The 16,081-nt window shown below is 66.9% G+C and carries 15 protein-coding genes; 7 read left to right on the top strand and 8 right to left on the bottom strand.

Translation table 11 applies throughout. From position 1 onward, the window contains the following. Positions 1 to 144: 144 nt before the first annotated feature. The 3 genes from NCCP691_RS15465 to NCCP691_RS15455 all read left to right on the top strand — a co-directional run bounded on the left by NCCP691_RS15465 (position 145) and on the right by NCCP691_RS15455 (position 2,845). Entirely contained in the window at positions 145 to 534 is a 390-nt protein-coding gene (locus NCCP691_RS15465; RefSeq protein ID WP_220809455.1) for a DUF4148 domain-containing protein, read from the top strand. 254 nt (positions 535 to 788) lie between these two features. Further along, a complete protein-coding gene (locus NCCP691_RS15460; RefSeq protein ID WP_220809454.1) occupies positions 789 to 1,595 on the top strand; it encodes a metallophosphoesterase in 807 nt (268 codons plus the stop codon). A gap of 89 nt (positions 1,596 to 1,684) precedes the next feature. Next, a complete protein-coding gene (locus NCCP691_RS15455) occupies positions 1,685 to 2,845 on the top strand; it encodes a hypothetical protein (RefSeq protein WP_220809453.1) in 1,161 nt (386 codons plus the stop codon). 49 nt (positions 2,846 to 2,894) lie between these two features. Here NCCP691_RS15455 and NCCP691_RS15450 read toward each other — a convergent pair whose 3' ends face one another. Next, positions 2,895 to 3,320, bottom strand: a complete 426-nt coding sequence (locus NCCP691_RS15450) for an OsmC family protein (protein ID WP_274387239.1) — start codon at positions 3,318 to 3,320, stop codon at positions 2,895 to 2,897. Positions 3,321 to 3,482: 162 nt separating this feature from the next. On the opposite strand from NCCP691_RS15450, the gene NCCP691_RS15445 reads away from it, so the two are divergent. From NCCP691_RS15445 to NCCP691_RS15435, 3 genes are all read left to right on the top strand, one after another. Further along, on the top strand, positions 3,483 to 4,415 hold the full coding sequence (locus NCCP691_RS15445; RefSeq protein WP_220809451.1) for an alpha/beta hydrolase: 933 nt from the start codon (positions 3,483 to 3,485) through the stop codon (positions 4,413 to 4,415). A gap of 107 nt (positions 4,416 to 4,522) precedes the next feature. Beyond that, positions 4,523 to 4,735 carry a DUF1059 domain-containing protein gene (locus NCCP691_RS15440; RefSeq protein ID WP_220809450.1) on the top strand — a complete coding sequence of 71 codons (213 nt, stop codon included), beginning with the start codon at positions 4,523 to 4,525 and terminating at the stop codon, positions 4,733 to 4,735. Positions 4,736 to 5,087: 352 nt separating this feature from the next. After that, entirely contained in the window at positions 5,088 to 6,053 is a 966-nt protein-coding gene (locus NCCP691_RS15435; protein WP_220809449.1) for an Abi family protein, read from the top strand. A gap of 60 nt (positions 6,054 to 6,113) precedes the next feature. Here the strand turns inward: NCCP691_RS15435 and NCCP691_RS15430 are convergent, their stop codons facing one another. From NCCP691_RS15430 to NCCP691_RS15400, 7 genes are all read right to left on the bottom strand, one after another. After that, positions 6,114 to 8,507, bottom strand: a complete 2,394-nt coding sequence (locus NCCP691_RS15430; protein ID WP_238482467.1) for a penicillin-binding protein 1A — start codon at positions 8,505 to 8,507, stop codon at positions 6,114 to 6,116. Between the two features lie 188 nt (positions 8,508 to 8,695). Beyond that, positions 8,696 to 9,271 (bottom strand): class I SAM-dependent methyltransferase, encoded by a 576-nt coding sequence (locus tag NCCP691_RS15425; protein WP_220809447.1) that lies wholly within the window; start codon positions 9,269 to 9,271, stop codon positions 8,696 to 8,698. A gap of 117 nt (positions 9,272 to 9,388) precedes the next feature. Next, positions 9,389 to 10,798, bottom strand: coding sequence for an amidase (locus NCCP691_RS15420; RefSeq protein WP_220809446.1), 1,410 nt, complete (start codon positions 10,796 to 10,798; stop codon positions 9,389 to 9,391). Between the two features lies 1 nt (position 10,799). Further along, positions 10,800 to 12,089 carry a TRAP transporter large permease gene (locus NCCP691_RS15415; RefSeq protein ID WP_220809445.1) on the bottom strand — a complete coding sequence of 430 codons (1,290 nt, stop codon included), beginning with the start codon at positions 12,087 to 12,089 and terminating at the stop codon, positions 10,800 to 10,802. Beyond that, positions 12,086 to 12,604 carry a TRAP transporter small permease gene (locus NCCP691_RS15410; RefSeq protein WP_220809444.1) on the bottom strand — a complete coding sequence of 173 codons (519 nt, stop codon included), beginning with the start codon at positions 12,602 to 12,604 and terminating at the stop codon, positions 12,086 to 12,088. The genes NCCP691_RS15415 and NCCP691_RS15410 overlap by 4 nt, the downstream gene beginning before the upstream one ends. A gap of 65 nt (positions 12,605 to 12,669) precedes the next feature. Then, positions 12,670 to 13,692, bottom strand: a complete 1,023-nt coding sequence (locus NCCP691_RS15405; protein ID WP_373870365.1) for a DctP family TRAP transporter solute-binding subunit — start codon at positions 13,690 to 13,692, stop codon at positions 12,670 to 12,672. A gap of 777 nt (positions 13,693 to 14,469) precedes the next feature. Next, positions 14,470 to 15,288, bottom strand: coding sequence for a metal-dependent hydrolase (locus NCCP691_RS15400; RefSeq protein WP_220809443.1), 819 nt, complete (start codon positions 15,286 to 15,288; stop codon positions 14,470 to 14,472). A gap of 78 nt (positions 15,289 to 15,366) precedes the next feature. On the opposite strand from NCCP691_RS15400, the gene NCCP691_RS15395 reads away from it, so the two are divergent. Next, positions 15,367 to 15,960: a TetR/AcrR family transcriptional regulator gene (locus NCCP691_RS15395; RefSeq protein ID WP_220809442.1), complete on the top strand. Its 594-nt coding sequence runs from the start codon at positions 15,367 to 15,369 to the stop codon at positions 15,958 to 15,960. The last annotated feature ends 121 nt before the right edge of the window (positions 15,961 to 16,081 follow it).

Below are 16,081 nucleotides of genomic sequence, written 5' to 3'. Positions count from 1 at the left end.
GCGCGGACCCTGGAAAGCAATGCGGCATTGTTTCCAAAACAGGAATGGTGCATTGCGACATTTGCTGTTTTTCCGGCAACGCGCGAACGCTAGACTGTGCTCCATCAACCGAGCGCAACGACCTTAATGAACAGGAGTTGAAAAATGAAGATCAAGAATCTGATTGCTGTTGCAGCCGTTCTCGCCGCTGGCTCCGCTATCGCCGATGACACCTATCCCTACGTCGACCAGAGCAAGTTCGTCGGCACCAAGAGCCGCGCCGAAGTCAGGGCCGAGCTGAACGGCGCCCCCGCTCTCGCCCAGCGTTCGCCGGAGTTCGTCGAACCGACGGCCGCCGCGACCGCCGGCAAGACCCGCGCCGAAGTGCAGGCCGAACTCGAGCGCGACTACGCGCGGGGCGTCTACGCGTCCAACCGCTCGCCCGAGTTCGTCGAGTTCACCCAGGTCGCCTCGACCCGCAGCCGCGACGAAGTGCGCCAGGAAGCGGTTGCCGCGCGCAACGGCGCCGCCAACGGCACAAGCTCCGGCAGCTGATGTTCCGGCCGGGCCTCCTGCCCGGCTCCTCATTCAGGGCCGCTGCCTGCGCGGCGGCCCGTACAGTGTCTCCTCCACTCTCCAAGAGTTGGATTTCACCCGCGGATGGTTCATCCGCGGGTTTTTTTTCGTCCGTACTCCCGGGTGCGGTTGCGCGATACGCCGCGGGCGCGGAATGCCGCCAGCGTTTAGAATCGGTCGCTGGACAGACCCGGCGCAGCGCCGCATCCACCCACCCTTCACGGCGAACAAGAATGAAAATACAGATCGCATCCGACCTGCATCTCGACCTGCTGCAGCAACGCTTCCCCGGCTATCGCGTGATCGATCCCGCGGGCGCCGATGTGCTGGTGATTGCCGGCGACATCCATTCCGGCGCCGGCGCCATCGACTGCTTCGCGGACTGGCCGGTGCCGGTGGTGTATGTGATCGGCAATCACGAGGGCTATCACCATGAGTACGGCACCCTGATCGCGCAGCTGCGCGAGCGCAGCAGGGGCACGCCGGTGCGTTTCCTGGAGCGGGACAGCGTCGTCATCGATGGCGTGCGCTTCCTCGGCTGCTGCCTGTGGACCGACTACCGGGTCATGGGCGGCGAGCGCGAGGCGCTGATGGCGCAGGCCAACAGCATGCTCTACGACCACCGGTTGATACGCCACGGGGAAGGGCTGTTCCTCGCGGCGGACGCGCTGCGCGAACATGAGGCCTCGCGCGCCTGGCTGGCGGCGGAACTGGACCGGCACTTCGCCGGCCCCACGGTCGTCGTCACGCATCACGGCCCGCACCCTTCGTCGATCCATGCGCGCTATGCAGGATCGCCGGTCAACGCCGCCTTCGTCAGCGACCTGACGCCGATGATGGGCAAGGCCGATCTGTGGGTGCACGGGCATGTGCACGACAGTTTCGATTACATGATCCACGGTACGCGCGTCGTCGCCAATCCCCGCGGCTATGCCCGCAATCGCAACGCGGCCGCCAGTCCCGGCGATATCGAATGGGAGAATCCGCTGTTCGACCCGGCGCTCGTGCTTGAGCCTGGCGGCGCCGGCGGCGCGGAGTAGGCTGCCTGCGGCCGGCGCTACTTTTCCAGTTGGAACTATTGCTGCGGAGAATCGGTCTGACCGGCCATTCAGCTTCCCCGCGGTATTTCATGACTCCCAATCAACGAGCGATTCTTCCGCTGATCGGCCTGCAGGGCGCGGTCGGTTCACTCGGCGGTTTCATCGGTTTCTTCGTCGTCGGCCGCGACGATGTGCATGCGATTTTCCGCTACAGCGCGGCCATGCTCACCGTTGCCATGCTGGCCACCTTCCTCGCCTATCGCTTCGGCCCCCGGCTGAAACTGTCCGGCGCCCGCCTGCTGCGGCTCGGTTTCGTGGTGCCGGGCCTGTTGCTGCTGTTCGGCGACGGGTCGGTGGCGACGATGGCGATCGCCTTCGGCAGCTATCTCGGACTGACCTGGGGCGGACGTCACGCGCTGGAAATGGCCCTGCTCGATGACGGCGAGCGCGATACCTATGCCGCCTGTTCCTGCACGGCGGTGGTGGTGCTCGGCGTCGCGATGAGCCTGTTGTCGACGCTGCTGCTGGCCGCCTCTGGCGAGCAGGCGCGCTTCGTGTACTGGCTGTACGGCGCGCTCTGCCTGCTCGGCGCGCTGCTGCTGGGCAGGGCGATCCCGGATACCGGGCCGGTGAGCCTGCAGGACCCGGTATCGGTGCTGCGCCAGCCGCAGTTCATCGCCTGCCTGCCGCTGTTCTTCCTCGAGTCCGGACTGTTCGGCATCGGCCAGGCCATGCATGCCACCGGCGCGGCCAGGGCGCTGGCGAGCGCGAGCCACTTCGGCTGGGTCAGCACCTGCGCCGGGCTGGTCGGCGGTCTCGCACTGTACTTCACCCGGCGCCGCCGCGACGTCGACAACCGCGCGCAGTGGCTGGGCCTGTCCTGCTTGGTGGTCGGCGCCGCGTTCGTGCTGCTGGGCGCCAGCGCCTGGCTGCCCGGATTGTTCGTGGCCTATTCCATCCTCAAGGCGGCCGGCTCGCCCTTCCTGCTGGCGAGCGAGCAGGTGCTCAATCAGCGTACGCTCGACATCCACGGCGCGCTGCCCGACCGCATCTTCGCGCGCGAACTGGTGCTGTGGGGCCTGCGCATGCTGTCGCTGTGCCTGTTCTGGGTACTGTCGGTCTGGATGACGCCGTTTCAGATGCTGGTGACGGGGGCGGCGGTGCTGAGCGCGGGCACCGCGCTCGAGTATGTGGTGGGGAAGGCGCTGCTCGGCCAGGCGCGCAGCGCGCCGGCCCTGGCCTCGGCCTGAGAGACCGGCGGGGCGGATGCGGGAAGCATCCGCTTTTTTTCGTCCCGGTTCAGGTCTGCAGCGTCGACTCCAGGGTGATCTCCGCGTTCAGCACCTTCGATACCGGGCAGTTCTGCTTCGCATCCTGGGCCAGCTGGTCGAACTTCGCCTGGTCGATGCCGGGCACGCGGGCGTCGAGCCTGAGCGCCACCGTGGTGATCGACCAGCCGCCCTGCACCTGCTCCAGCGAGACGGTGGCCTCGGTGGCGACGCGCTCGGGGGTGAATCCGGCGCCGGCCAGCGCGGCCGACAGCGCCATCGAGAAGCAGCCGGCATGGGCGGCCGCGATCAGTTCTTCGGGATTGGTGCCGGCGCCGTTCTCGAAACGGGTGCCGAACGAATACTGCGTGTCCTTGAGGACGGTGCTGGCGGTGGAAATGCTGCCCTTGCCGCCCTTGAGATCGCCCTGCCAGACTGCCGATGCGCTGCGTTTCATGGTCATGCTCCTTGTCGTCGGGAAAAAACTTGTCAAAAGCAACAGCTCTGACTCGTCCCGCGAGGGACGGTTCCAGCAAGGGAATGATTAATCTGCGAACATTCCGTCACCAGCGAAGTCTCATCCCGCTTCGCAATCCCGATACCCGATCCCTGATCCAGCATGTCCCAGAAACTCCCATCCGACGGCCTGCGCCGGTTCACGCGCCGCCGTCCGCTCGCGCTTGCCTGCCTGCTGGCGATCGGCCCGCTGCTGGCCGCGGGCTGCGCCCAGCTATCGCAGAAGGAGCGCGAACTGACCTTCCGCATCGAACCCGGCACGGCCGGCTGGTACAGCGGCGTGCCCGAGGGCCTGGTCGAGACCTGGCTGCCCCTGAAGGAGGGCGGCGAAGAACGCCTGCACGCCTGGTGGTGGCCGGCCGAGCGGGCCGACGCGCCGGCGCTGCTTTATCTGCACGGCGCGCGCTGGAATCTGACCGGCCACCTGTTCCGCATCCGCCAGCTGCGCGATTTCGGCTTTTCGGTGCTCGCCATCGATTACCGCGGCTTCGGCAAGAGCGGCGGCCAGCTGCCGTCCGAGGAGACCGTGTATGAAGACGCGCGCGTGGCCTGGCGCCATCTCGCATCGCTGCAGCCGGACCCGTCGCGCCGCTTCATCTACGGCCATTCGCTCGGCGGTGCGGTGGCGGTGGACCTGGCCCACCGGCTGCGCGCCGACACCCTGCCGGCGGCGCGCGGCCTGATCGTGGAATCCTCGTTCACCACGCTGGCCGACATCGCCCGCAGCCTCAGCTATCGCTGGCTTCCGGTGCAACTGCTGCTGTCGCAGAAGTTCGACTCGGTATCCAAGATCGCCGAGGTGGAACTGCCGGTGCTGCTCGTGCATGGTACCGACGACCGCTACGTGGCGCCGCGCTTCAGCGAGGAATTGCATGCCGCGGCGCGCGGGCCGAAGAAACTGCTGCTGGTCGACGGCGCCAGCCACAACAACAGCATGCGGATGGCGGCCGACGAGTATCGCGCCGCCCTCGGCGAACTGTTCGGCCTTGGCCTGGCGCCGGCCGACACCCTGGCGCACGAGCACGGCGCACGCTGAGCGACGGGCATCGCCGAACGCCTCCGACCCTTGCGCCAGCTCAGACCGCCGGCCGCACGCGCCCTATAGTGAATGAACGCGGCACGGCGCCGCGCCCGGAGGTCATCATGACACGCAGATACATCGACTGCCGCGAAGTCCCGAGCGACATCCAGTGCTCGATCGCGATCGCGGCCGACACCGAAGACGAGCTGCTGGAAGCGGCCGTCCAGCATGCGGTGACCGTGCACCGCCACCAGGATTCACCCGAGCTGCGGGGGCTGCTGAAACAGCACTTCAAGGAAGGCACGCCGCCGGTGCAAAGCCCGGTAACGGTCTAGCGCCGGGCTCGCGCTAACGCACCGCCTCCGGCAGCTTCTCCACCGACCCGGTCTGCTCGACCGGGATCGATGCCGCATCCGGCGCCGTCGCTGCGGCGAGGAGCTGCACGCGGTCGCGCCGGGCGCGAAGGAACCGCCTGATGGTCGCAGGGGGATGAAAGGCTGAACACCTGCGGTATACTGCCTGCCGAATTGTCGAAAAGTTAATTGTTGAGCCCGTAGGAGATGCTTCCGCCGGGCGCTAGACACTCAAAATAATTGATGGCAGAATGTCCCGCAATATGCCCCTCACCTCTGGCCCCGGCGAAAGCGCGGTGTGTCATGTGGGGGGTTTCTCTTTTCGGGGCCCGGAATGGTTAGCCAGCTCCGCCCCCTGAAGCCACACCTCAGCCGGGAGCAGCAGCTCGACCAGCTTATCGAGCGCGGCCTGCAGGTTGCCAATCGCTCCGCCGCATTGCAATTCCTGCAGCACCACGGCTATTACCGCCTCTCCGGATATTTCTATCCTTTGCGTAAGACAAAGCCCTGCGGGGAGCCCGGACGGCTGGATGATTTTGTCGATGGCGCGTCTTTCGAACTGGTTGCTCGACTGGTTCAGTTCGACAAAACACTACGCCTTCTCGCCATGGATGCGATTGAGGCTGTCGAAGTGTCGGTCCGAGTAGCCATTGCCCACAGGTTGGGCAAGCTCCACCCCGAGGCCCATCTCAAGCGTGAGCTGTTGGACGGAAAATTCACTCGCCGCCCGGCCGGGAATGATCAGGCGAGCGCCTACGACAAGTGGCTCGCTCGTTTCCAGAAAGCGTGCGTGGACTCGAAAGAAGACTTCGTGAAGCACCACAGGCGTGATTACGACGGCCGGATGCCAATATGGGTGGCCATTGAACTCTGGGACTTTGGTTTACTATCCAGATTCTTCTCCGGCATGCAGATGCGCGACCAGAATGCCATCGCGCAGGAGTACGGCTCGCTCGACGGACACGTCCTTGCGAGCTGGCTTCGAAGTTTCAACTTCATCCGAAACGTGACCGCCCACCATTCACGGCTGTGGAACCGCACACTTCCCGATGTCTTGAAACTGCCACCTCTCGACCGCTGTCGTTGGCTACAACCCTTGCACCGGGAAGCCCGCGCGACAGAAAAGGTGTTTGGCGGCTTGACCTGTCTGCAGCTGCTGCTGCGCAGAATAAGTCCCTTATCGGGCTGGGCAGAGCGCGTCAAAACGCACGTGGAGACGTTCCCCAAGTCCGATCTGTTGAGCCTTGAGGCCGCGGGATTTCGAGAAGGCTGGCAGGAAACGCCGATATGGCGCGGGTAGCGCCTCTCCCGGTTCCGGCGATCCCGCCATGCCTCATTGCGTATGGCCAGTCTGATTCGGCTAACGCACCGCCTCCGGCAGCTTCTCCACCGACCCGGTCTGCTCGGCCGGGATCGATGCCGCGTCCGGCGCCGCCGCTGCGGCTGCCTCGTCTTCCCATGCCTGGCGGCGGATGCGTTCGAGTTCATCCATCTGCGGCGGCAAGTCGTCCGGCGCCGGAACGGGCGCCGGAGCCGGAGCCGGCGCCGGCGCGGCCGGTCGGGTGCGCGCGCGGGGCTTGTCCGGCTGCGGCTTGTCTGCCTCGTCTTCCCAGCCGAACCAGGCGGCCACCTGCTGCATGGTGCGGTCCCACCATGAGGCCGGCGGCTGCGGGAAATGCGCCCGGCTGTCCATCAGTCCGGCCTGCTGCGCGCGGCGCGCGAACTCGCCGACCACCGGCAGCGCGGTCTGCGCGCCCTGGCCCCAGTGGCTGCTGCGCATGGCGATGCGGGCATCGTTGAAACCGACCCAGGCGCCGGCCACCAGGCGCGGATGCATCAGCATGAACCAGCCGTCGGTGTTGTTCTGGGTGGTGCCGGTCTTGCCGGCCACTTCGCCGCGTACGCCGAACTGCGAACGGACCGCGCGGCCGGTGCCGCGCTCGACCACGGCGCGCAGCATCTCGGTGAGTTCGTGCGCGACCTCGGCGGATACCACACGCTCGCCTTCGGAGGCGAAGCGCGCCAGTTCCTGCCCGTCGCTGCCGGTGATGTGCGTCACCAGCAGGGGCGCGCGATAGACGCCGCCGCTGGCGATGGTGCCGTAGGCGCTCGCCATTTCCAGCAGCGATACCGGGCTGGTACCGAGCGCGAGCGCCGGTACCGGATCGAGCACGCTGTCGCGCACCCCGAGCTTGCGCGCGAAGGCGGCGACCGCGTGCGGCCCGGCTTCCTGCATCACTTGCGCCGTGATGGTGTTCTTGGAATAGGCGAGCGCATCGCGCAGGCTCATCTCGCGCCCGCTCGGCGCGGCGGCATCGGTCGGTCGCCAGACGCTGCCGTTCCCCATCGGAATTTCGACTTCGCGGTCGGTAAAACGGCGCTGCGGATCCATGCCCTGTTCCAGCGCCGCGCCGTAGACGAAGGGCTTGAAAGTGGAGCCGGGCTGGCGCCGCGCGCGCGCCACGTGGTCGAAGTTGTCGACGTCGAAGTCGCGGCTGCCGACCCAGGCCCTGACCGCGCCGCTCAGCGGGTCGAGCGCCACCATGCCGGTCTCCAGCCGCGTCTTGTCGGCGCGCAGTCTCGACATGAAGGCGGCGTCCGCCTTGAGCGCGGCCAGCGCCGCGTCGGGCGCGGCGCCGTCGGCGATCGCCGCGCGGTAGGCGCCCGATTCGCGCACGAAGGCATCGACCAGTTCCGGCCGGCTGCGCCAGAGATGGCCGAAGGGCTGGACCTGGCGTCGCATTCCCGCGTAGCCGTGCACGCTGGTCGACAGCAGCCGCTCGCCCGCCATGCCCCACTCGACGTCGGCCACCGCCTGCAGCATTGCGAGACGGCGCGTGGCCGCCTGTTGCGCCATCGCCTGCAGGCGCGAATCGATCGTGGTGTGGATCACCAGGCCGTCGGCATACAGGTTGTAGTCGTTGCGGTCGGCCCAGTCGACCAGCCACTTGCGCAGGTGATTGGTGAAATGCGGCATCTCGCCGAGCGGCTCGGGCTGGCGCTCGAAGTCCAGGTGCAGCGGACGCGACTTGAGCGCGGCGAACTGGTTCTGGCCGAGCTTGCCGCGCTTGACCATCTGCGCCAGCACCACATTGCGCCGCGCCAGCGCGCGCTCCGGATTGAGCACCGGGTTGTAGTAGCTGGTGCCCTTGAGCATGCCGACCAGGGTCGCGCTTTCGAGCACGTTCAGCCGTGCCGCCGGCTTGTCGAAATAGGTGCGTGCCGCCATCTCGATGCCGAAGGCGTTGTAGAGGAAGGGCATGGTGTTGAGATAGGTGAGCAGGATCTCCTGCTTCGAATACGCCATCTCGATCTTCAGCGCGGTGATCAGCTCCTTGAGCTTGCGGTTGATGGTGCGCTGGCGGCCGATCTCTTCCGGATAAAGGTTGCGCGCCAGCTGCTGCGTCAGCGTCGACCCGCCCTCCGGGTCGCCCTGCAGCGTGCGCAGGATGCCGGCAGCGGTGCGTCTCAGATCGACGCCGAAATGCTGGTAGAAGCGGTGGTCCTCGGTGGCGATCAGCGCGTCGATCACGTGCGGCGAGATTCTGTCCAGTTCCACCCACTCCCGGTTCATCCGCCGCAGCACCGCCAGCTCCCGGCCGTCCGCCGACAGCACGATGGCCGGAGCGTCCGCCTTGGCCTTGCGCAGGTCGGAGATGGCGGGCGTGAAGGGGATCAGGACGATGGTCCAGACGATGAGCAGGAGCATTCCGCCCGCGCCGCACCAGGCCAGGGCGCGCGCCAGCGCCAGCAGCCGCCGCGGCCAGCCCAGGGACTTGTCGATGACGCCGCCGAAGTCGCGCGCGGCGCGCGCGGCGAGCTGCCGCAGGCGCTGCCGCCGCGGCGAAGGAGTGTGTGCTTCCAAGATGAATTCCTGACAACCGGTGCCGGCGGCAAGCATGCCGCCGTGCAAGACGGGTCAGATTATACGGAGGGCAAGGCTCAGCGCGCGCGCTTGTGCGCGTCGCGTATCGTCCACAGGTGGATGCGCCGGCGGCCGAGGGTCTCGCTGCGCTCCGGCGGCCAGTCCTGTCCCATCTCCCAGATATGCGAAACCACCCGGGTGCCGGGCCGCAGCTGCTGCCACAGGATGGGCTTGAGCTTGAGGTTCACATGCGGCCAGAGAAAGAGCGTGACCACGGTGGCGTCGGAGAAATCGCTCGCGTAGAGATCGCCGACGCGAAAGCGCGTGCGGCCCGCGACGCCCGCCTTGGCCGCATTGGCCTTCGCTTCGGCGATGCGCTTCGGATCGAGATCGATGCCGACTCCCTTCGCGCCGCGCCGGGCCGCCGCGATCACGATGCGGCCATCGCCGCAGCCGAGGTCATACACGGTGTCGTTCGGCCCGACGCCGGCCAGCTTGAGCATCGCGTCCACCACCTCGGGCGGCGAGGGTTCGTAGGGGACATCGAGGCCGGGCGGGGCGACGGGCTGGGCGAGGGTGGGAAGCGCGGGCAGGGCGAGCGGCAACCCGCATGCGGCGAGTACGAGGCGGCGTCTTTTGATATCAATGTACATGGCGTGTGCAGCTTCTCTCGCCGTCATTTGCAGCATCCTTTCAATGCAATGACTTGCCGTTTTCGTCATCATGACTTTACGGTCTCGGCAGGACGATTGCAACGCCGCCCGATTGCTCTACAGCACCGGCCGCCTGCGCCCCGCCCCGTTCACCTGCTCGAACGCGTGCGCGATCTGCAGCAGCGCGAACTCGCCCTGGTGCCGGCCGACGATCTGCAGCCCGACCGGCAGGCCGTCGCCGGTAAAGCCGCACGGCACCGAGATGGCGGGATGGCCGGTGGCGGTGATCAGGTAGCAGGACTTCATCCATTCGATGTAGCTGTCCATTTTCACGCCGTCGATCTCGGTGACGTAGGGCTGCTCCACCGGGAAGGGCGCGACCTGGTTCACCGGCAGCACCAGGTAGTCGTACTCCTGCATGAAGTGATGCATGCGCAGGAACAGCGCGGTGCGCAGCTTGTTGGCGCGCGCGAGTTGCGGTCCGCTCAGCTTGCGGCCTTCCTCGATGTTCCACACCACCGTGTCCTTGAGCACGCCCGGATGCCTGTCCATCACGGCGCCGAGGCCGGACTCGAAGGCATGCGCGCGCAGCGTCATGAAGATGTCGTGGGCATCGCGGAAATCCGGGCAGGCTTCCTCGACCACGCAGCCGAGATCTTCGAACAAACTGCGCTGCGCATCGATGACCGCACTCACCCGCCGCTCCACCGGCAGTCCGCCCACGTCCATGCTCCAGGCGATGCGCGCTCCCCTGAAATCGCGCGCCAGCGTCTCGCGGAAGCGGGCGCCGTCCTCGGCGATGGCGATCGGGTCGCGTGCGTCGGGGCCGGCCATCACCGACAGATAGAGCGCGAGGTCGCGCGCCGAGCGCGCCATCGGGCCGCTCACCGACAGCGTGCTCCAGCCGTCGGCCGAGGGCAGCTGCGGCACGCGGCCGGCAGACGGGCGCAGCCCGACCACATTGCAGAAGTTCGCCGGACAGCGCAGCGAGCCGCCCATGTCCGTACCGTCGGCCAGCGGCACCATGCCGGCCGCCAGCGCCACCGCCGAGCCGCCGCTGGAGCCGCCGCAGGTCTTGCTCAGGTCATAGGGATTGCGGGTCGCGCCGAACACTTCATTGAAGGTCTGCGAACCGGCGCCGAATTCCGGCGTGTTGGTCTTGCCGATGCTGATCGCGCCCGCCTGCTGCTGGCGCTCGACGATCAGCGCGTTGCGGCTCGGGACGTAATGCTCGTGCACCTTCGATCCGAAGGTGGTGCGCATGCCTTTCGTCAGCATCAGGTCCTTGTGCGCCACCGGCAGGCCGTGCAGCGGGCCGAGCGTCTCGCCGCGCGCCTGCGCCTTGTCGGCGGCGGCGGCGGCGGCCATCGCCTGCTCCGCATGCAGGGTGACGATGGCGTTGAGGCGCGGATTGACCTGTTCGATGCGGGCGAGGTGGGCCTGCATCAGGTCGCGCGCGGAAAAGCGCCCGGCGCGGATGCCGGCGGCCATGTCCACCGCGTCGAGATAGAAAATGTCGTCATCCATGTCAGTACCCCAGCGTGCGCGGCAGCCACATCGCCAGCGACGGGAATGCGGTCACCAGGATCAGCGCGCCGAGCATCGACGCCACCATCCACAGCGCCCAGCGTACCGTGGATTCCATCGTGATGCCGGCCACGCGCGTGGTGACCATCAGGTTGACCGCCATCGGCGGCGTGAACTGGCCGATCGCCATGTTCATCGTCATGATGATGCCGAACCAGACCGGATCCCACTTGTAGATCGCCATGATGGGCAGCAGGATGGGCAGGAACACCAGGTACACCGAGACCGCGTCGAGCAGCATGCCGGCGATGAGCAGCATCAGGGTGATCATCGCCAGCATCACCGCCTCGCTCGACGTGAAGCCGAGCAGCATCGCGGCGAAGGCATCGAAGGCGCCGAGCGTCGAACCGGCATGGGCGAACACGCCGGCGAGCGAAATGATGATCATCACCACTGCCGAAATCTCGGCCGATTCCACCAGCACCCGGTAGATGTCGCGCAGCGACAGCGTGCGGTAGACGAAGACGCCGACGATCAGGCCATAGAAGGCCGCCACCACCGCCGCCTCGGTCGGCGTGAAGATGCCGGTGCGCAGGCCGCCGAGAATGATCACCGGCGCCAGCAGGCCCCAGATCGCTTCCCTGAAGCTGTCCCAGAAGCGCGGCGTGGGTTCGCCGTCGCTCTGGCCCCAGCCGTTCTTCCAGGAGAAGTAGAGCGTCGGCAGGATCAGCGACAGGCCGGCGAGGATGCCGGGGATGACGCCGCCGGCGAACAATGCCGGCACCGACGCGGCGGGCACCAGCACGCTGTAGACGATCAGCGCCACCGAGGGCGGAATCAGAATCGCGGTGGAGCCCGCGGCCGCGATCAGCGTGGCCGAGAATTCCTTCGGATAGCCCTGCCTGAGCATGCCCGGAATCATCACCATCGCCACCGCCGCCGCATCGGCCGGCCCGGAGCCGGAAATCCCGCCGAGGAACATGCAGACCAGGATGGCGACGATGCCCTGCGCGCCGCGCCGCCTGCCGACCACGGCCGAGGCGAAGCGCACGATGCGCAGCGCCACGCCCGCGCGCTCGAACATCATCCCCGCCAGCACGAAGACCGGCAGCGCCAGCAGCGGATACTTGGCGATGCCGTTGTAGGCATTGGTGGGCACCGACATGATGCCGAGCCCCTCGATCAGGATCACCGCGCTGCCGGCGATGCCGAGCGCCACCGCCAGCGGCGTGCCCAGCGCCAGCAGCAGCGCAAAGCCGAGAAACAGGATGACACTGCCTTCCGCGATCATGCCTGCCTCCCGGGCGCGTTGCGAACGAGGCGGACCAGGCGGCCGATGACGCGCAGGCAGATCACCAGCGACAGCAGCGGCAGCCAGATCGTGTAGATCCACTGCGGAATGCCGATGCCGGGCGAAGTGGTGTCGTACTGCCAGTCATCCCAGAACAGGAAGCTGCCGTACCAGGCGATGATGGCGAACATCAGCACCGACAGCGCCATCACCAGGTATTCGACCTTGCGCGCCAGCGCGGGCGGCATGCGCTCGGTGAGGAAAGTCATGCGGATGTGGGTGTCGCGCACGAAGGCGGCGGCGGCGCCGAACAGCGTCAGCACTACCATCAGGAAGATCGAGAATTCCTCGGTGAAGGCAAACGAGACGTCGGTGAAATAGCGGACGATCACATTGGCGAAGGTGATGCAGCAGATCAGGGCCATCGCCAGCGCGGCGCAGGCTTCCTCGATCTTGACGGGTATGCGTGGAGGGGCTTCGCCGCGGGACTCGGCGCTGTCGGGGAGGTCGCTCATGATGGGGCAGAAAACGTACGCGGGCTCCCGCGCCGGCCGGCGCGGGAGGTCGTGAGGCGGATGACTTACTTGCGGGCGGCGATTTCCGCTTCCGCTTTCTTCACCAGGTCCACGCCGATGGTCTTCGACCACTTCTCATAGACCGGCCGGGTCAGTTTCCTGAACTCTTCGAGCTCGGCCGCGCCCGGGCGGGTCACTTTCACGCCCTGGGCCTCGACTTCCTTCCACAGCGCGTTGTCGCCGCCGGTGAGTCCCTTGCGTGCGAGCGCGATTTCTTCCTTGCCGGCCTGGGTGGCGGCGGCGCGCACCGCTTCCTGGTCTTCCTTGCTCCAGCTGTCCCAGACCTTGCGGTTCACCACGAAGATCAGCGGATCGTTCATGTAGCCCCACTGGGTCAGGTACTTCTGGCCGACGGTGCTGATCTTCGCGCCGAGGAAGACCGAGATCGGGTTTTCCTGTCCGTCGACCGCGCCGGAGGCCAGCGCCGGTTGCGCGTCGGCCCAGCTCATCTGCGTCGGATTGGCGCCGAGCGCGGTGAAGGTGTCGTTGAACAGCGGCGAACCGACCACGCGGAATTTCATGCCCTTCATGTCGGCCGGGGTGCGGATCTCGCGCTTGGAGTTGCTGATCTCGCGGAAGCCGTTCTCGCCCCAGGCCAGCGGCACCACGCCGTTCTTTTCGATCGCCTTGAAGATCAGCTTGCCGGTCTCGCCGTTCATCAGCGCGTCGGCCGACTTGTAGTCGGGCTGCAGGAAGGGCAGCGAGAACAGGTTCAGTTCCTTCACCTGCGGCGACCAGTTGATCGAGGAGCCGACCGCGAGATCGATCACGCCCTGGCGGATCGCGGTGAACTCGCGCGTCTGGTCGCCCGCGACCAGCGAGGTGCCGGGATACATCTTGATGTTGATGCGGCCCTGGGTCTTCTCCTTCACCAGCTCCGCCCAGCGCTCGCCGCCTTTCCCCCACGGGAAGGCGGTGCCGAGCACGGTCGAGAGCCGGTACTCGGGCTGGTATTTCTGCTGGGCGTGGACGGGTGCGGCGATGGCGATTGCAGCGCCGATCGCGAGGGCAAAGAGGGACTTGCGCAAGATGTGCTCCTTTGGTGGGTATCGGCCGCTGCATGGGCGGGCCCGGTTTTATGCGATGCGCGGGATGGCGCCGGGACACTTTACCAAAGAATACTTGCGGTGTGGTTCGAGTCGGGGTTGGCGACCCAGCCCGAGCAGGGCCGGCCTCCGTGCCGGCTCAGCGGAGGCGGCACAAGCTGTATTGCCCGGCGCGACCCGCGCATCAACCATTCTCCGGACCCACGTAGTCCGGGCCGGCAGGGACGCCGGCCCCACCGACCTGGCGTGAGTAGGGCCGGCCTCCGTGCCGGCCCAGCGGAGGCGGCACAAGCTGTATTGCCCGGCGCGGCCCGCGCATCAACCGTTCTCCGGACCCACGCAGTCCGGGCCGGCAGGGACGCCGGCCCCACCGACCCGGCGTGAGTAGGGCCGGCCTCCGTGCCGGCTCAGCGGAGGCGGCACAAGCTGTATTGCCCGGCGCGACCCGCGCATCAACCATTCTCCGGACCGACGTAGTCCGGGCCGGCAGGGACGCCGGCCCCACCGACCCGGCGTAAGTAGGGCCGGCCTCCGTGCCGGTCCAGCGGAGGTGGCACAAGCTGTATTGCCCGGCGCGACCCGCGCATCAACCGTTCTCCGGACCCACGCAGTCCGGGCCGGCAGGGACGCCGGCCCCACCGACTCAGCGTAAGTAGGGCCGGCCTCCGTGCCGGTCCAGCGGAGCCCGCACGACCGAAATTACGCAGAAATCAACGGTCAAACCGACCGACCTCCCGCCCCCGCCGATATCCCCGCCGCTCAGGCCCCAACCGGCGTATAGGCATCCCGGTTATCCCGCAGCCAGCGCTCCGACAGCCCGGTCTCCTGCTGCGAGGGATGGAAATCGCGCCGCAGGTATTCACGCCACGGCTTGTACGTCTGCCGCACCAGGCCATTCCGGCCGAACAGGTAGCTGGCGGCGCTTTTCCAGGTGCCGAGCTTCCACAGCGTGCCGTCGCGCTGGAGGTTCCTGAGCGTCTGGCGCAGCGTGTCGCTCAGGAAGATCACGGTCACGCGGCGGAACCACTTGATGCGCCACTCGTAATCGCCGCCCAGCGCCACATACAGGTCGAAGGCCGTGCTCTTGTGCTCGGACTCTTCCGCGCTGTGCCACAGCCACATGGTCTTGAGCCGCGCTTCGCTACCGTCGAGCCATTGATGGTTGCGCAGCATCCAGTCCGCGAAGATCGCGGTGAAATGCTCATTGGCCGCGGTGATCGCCAGCCAGTGCCGCGCATCCTGACCTTCCATCAGCCTGAGCCGCTCCCGGGCGCGCGGCTCCCACTCGTTGACCAGTCCCTGCTTTTCGAGATGGGCATTGAACAGTCCGTGGATGCGGCGATGCGTCGCTTCCTGGCCGACGAAGCCCTGCACCTCGGCCTTGAACTGCGCCTGCTTCTCCGCCGGCAGCGCCTTGAAGCCGTTGCGCACCGAGTCGATGAAGAACTGCTCCCCCACCGGGAAGCTCATCGACAGCGCATTGAACAGCGCGCTGCGGAAGGCGTCGCCGCCGCACCAGTGGCGGTCGAAGGGAGTTTCCAGGTCGATCAGCAGGCGGCGGACCACGAGTTCGGTCATCGTAAGCTCCTTGGTACGAAGTAGTACCGCAGTGTGGGGTCGCTTTATGGTACTGTCAAGTACCAGACGCGAGATGACATGAAGCAAGAACAAGACATTTCCGCCAGCGAGCGGCTGCATCGCCACCGCCTGCTCGAGGGCATGGCGCAGGCGGTCGCCGAAAAAGGCTATGCCGAGACCACCATTGCCGACATCGTGCGCGCGGCGGCGGTGTCGCGCCGCACTTTCTATGAGCATTTCCCCGCCAAGGCCGACTGCCTCGTGGCGCTGTACGAGGCCGCCAGCCGCAACGCGCTCGACGTGCTGCGGCAGGCGATCGATCCGGCGCATGACTGGGAGGAGCAGGCCGAGGCGGCGCTCGGGGCGTATTTCGACTGCCTGTCGCGCAATCCGGTGCTGATGCGCACCCTGTTCGTGGAAATTCTCGGCCTCGGCGCCGAGGGACTGGCCGCCCGCCGCCGGGTCAACCGCGAGCTGGCCGACTTCATGCTGCAGACGGTGAACGGACAAGGCAAGCGCAAGCCGCTCTCGCCCGACCTCGCGCTCGCCGTGGTCGGCGGCATCAATGAACTCGTGCTGCGCGCGATCGAGCAGGAGCGGGTGGGACGGCTGCGGGAGCTGACCGGCGTCTCGGTCGACCTGCTGCGCGCGGTGACGCGCGGCGCCGCCTAGCTGTGATGTTTCAATAGGTTGTTCTGGTTCATTCGGATTGGATTTGAGAAACTGGAAATCGCCAAACCCCCAGTTCTCAAAGAAGCCAACCGAATGAACATCCATAAGAATGCCCGATTGA

Source organism: Noviherbaspirillum aridicola (assembly GCF_019656455.1).
GTDB lineage: Bacteria > Pseudomonadota > Gammaproteobacteria > Burkholderiales > Burkholderiaceae_D > Noviherbaspirillum > Noviherbaspirillum aridicola.
The sequence above is the reverse complement of the archived record's forward strand: the minus strand, read 5'-3'. Positions and strand labels throughout refer to the sequence as shown.